General features: G+C 67.8%; 2 protein-coding genes. Both read left to right on the top strand.

Annotation, left to right across the window (positions count from 1 at the left end; translation table 11 throughout):
- Positions 1–882: ABC transporter permease (locus AC07PZ_RS31575; RefSeq protein ID WP_495299134.1), on the top strand; the 882-nt coding region annotated here is incomplete at its 5' end.
- A 16-nt stretch (positions 883–898) separates the two neighbouring features.
- Positions 899–1,729, top strand: a complete 831-nt coding sequence (locus AC07PZ_RS31570) for an ABC transporter permease (protein WP_495299133.1) — start codon at positions 899–901, stop codon at positions 1,727–1,729.
- Positions 1,730–1,874: the final 145 nt, after the last annotated feature.

Here is a 1,874-nt window from a genome sequence, read left to right as displayed (position 1 = left end):
GCGCCCGGCGACCCCGCACTCGTGATGGCAGGCCAGTCCGGCGCCACCGACGAGGCGTTCCTCAAGCGCGTGCGCGCGGAGTACGGCCTCGACCAGCCGATGCCCGTGCAGCTCGCAACCTACCTGGGCAAGGTGGTGCGGCTCGACCTGGGCTACTCGCACCGCCAGCAACGTACCGTGCTGAGCGCCATCCTCGAGCGCCTGCCCGCCACGCTGCTGCTCACGCTGTCGGCCTTCGCGATCTCGCTGGTCGGCGGCATCGTGCTCGGCAGCCTCGCGGGGGTGCGCGCCGGCAAGGCGTCCGACACGCTGATCAGCCTGCTCGCGCTGGTGATCTACGCCACCCCGGTCTTCTGGCTCGGGCTGATGCTGGTGCTGCTCTTCTCCGTGCAGCTCGGCTGGCTGCCGGCCTTCGGCTACGAGACCATCGGCGTCACGATGAGCACCTGGGCCGGCGTCGTCGACAAGCTCACCCACCTCGCGCTGCCCGCGTTCACGCTCGGCATGCTGTACCTCGCGATCTACGCACGCCTGATGCGCTCCTCGATCATCGAAGTGAGCCATCAGGACTATGTGAAGACCGCGCGTGCCAAGGGCGCGTCCGACAGCCGCATCCTGTGGCGCCACATGCTGCGCAACGCGCTGCTGCCGGTGGTGACCATGGCCGGCGTGCAGGCCGGCACGCTCATCGGCGGCTCGGTCGTGATCGAGACCGTGTTCGCCTGGCCGGGCCTCGGCCGCCTGACGTACGACGCCGTGCTGCAGCGCGACTACCAGGTGATGCTGGGCGTGTTCCTCGTGCTGTCGGTGCTGGTGATCTTCTTCAACTGGGTGACGGACCTGCTCTATCGCGTGATCGACCCTCGAATCAAAGCCGCATGAGAACGCCGAGCACGCGATGAAACAAACCTTCAAATCCTTCCTGCGCCACCCGAGCGGCATGCTCGGCCTGGTGATCCTGCTGGCCGTGATCGCGCTGGCCGTGACGGCGCCGATCTTCTTCCCCGGCGATCCGTGGGACACGGTGGCCGCACCCTTCACGCCGCCGAACACCGACGGCATGCTGCTGGGCAGCGACAGCCTCGGGCGCGACATCGCCTCGGGCATCGCGCACGGCACGCGCGTGTCGCTCATGATCGGCATCACCTCCACCCTTGTCGCGCTGCTGATCGGCGTGGTCGTGGGTGCGCTCTCGGGCTACGTGGGCGGACGCGTCGGCGAATGGCTGATGCGCTTCACCGAACTGTTCCAGACCATCCCGGCCTTCATGCTGTGCATCCTGCTGGTGGCGATCCTGGAGCCGTCGATCCGCACCATCGTGGTCGCCATCGCGCTGGTGAGCTGGCCGCAGGTGGCGCGCCTCACGCGTGGCGAGTTCCTCGCGCTCAAGGAGCGCGAGTTCGTGCAGGCGGCGCGCTGCCAGGGCGAATCGCCGCTGTCGCTGATCGTGCGCTACATCCTGCCGAACGCGCTGTCGCCGATCATCGTGGCGGGCTCGCTGTCGATCGCGAGCGCCATCCTGATCGAGAGCGCGCTGAGCTTCATGGGCCTGGGCGACCCGAACCTGATGAGCTGGGGCTTCATGATCGGTGCGGCGCGCACCATGCTGCGCCAGGCCTGGTGGATGAGCTTCTTCCCCGGCCTCGCCATCCTGCTGACCGTGCTGGCCATCAACCTGGTCGGCGAAGGACTCAACGACGTCCTCAACCCTCGGATCTCCCGCAAATGACGGCCCCCGTGAACTCCCAACCCCTGCTGCAGATTCAGGACCTGTCGATCGTCCTTCCGAGCTCGGGCGACCGCAGCTACGCGGTGGATCGCCTGTCGCTGGACATCGCCGAGAACGAGATCGTCTGCCTGGTCGGCGAGTCCGG

The organism is Variovorax sp. GW821-FHT10B04, from assembly GCF_059415645.1.
The sequence above is the reverse complement of the archived record's forward strand: the minus strand, read 5'-3'. Positions and strand labels throughout refer to the sequence as shown.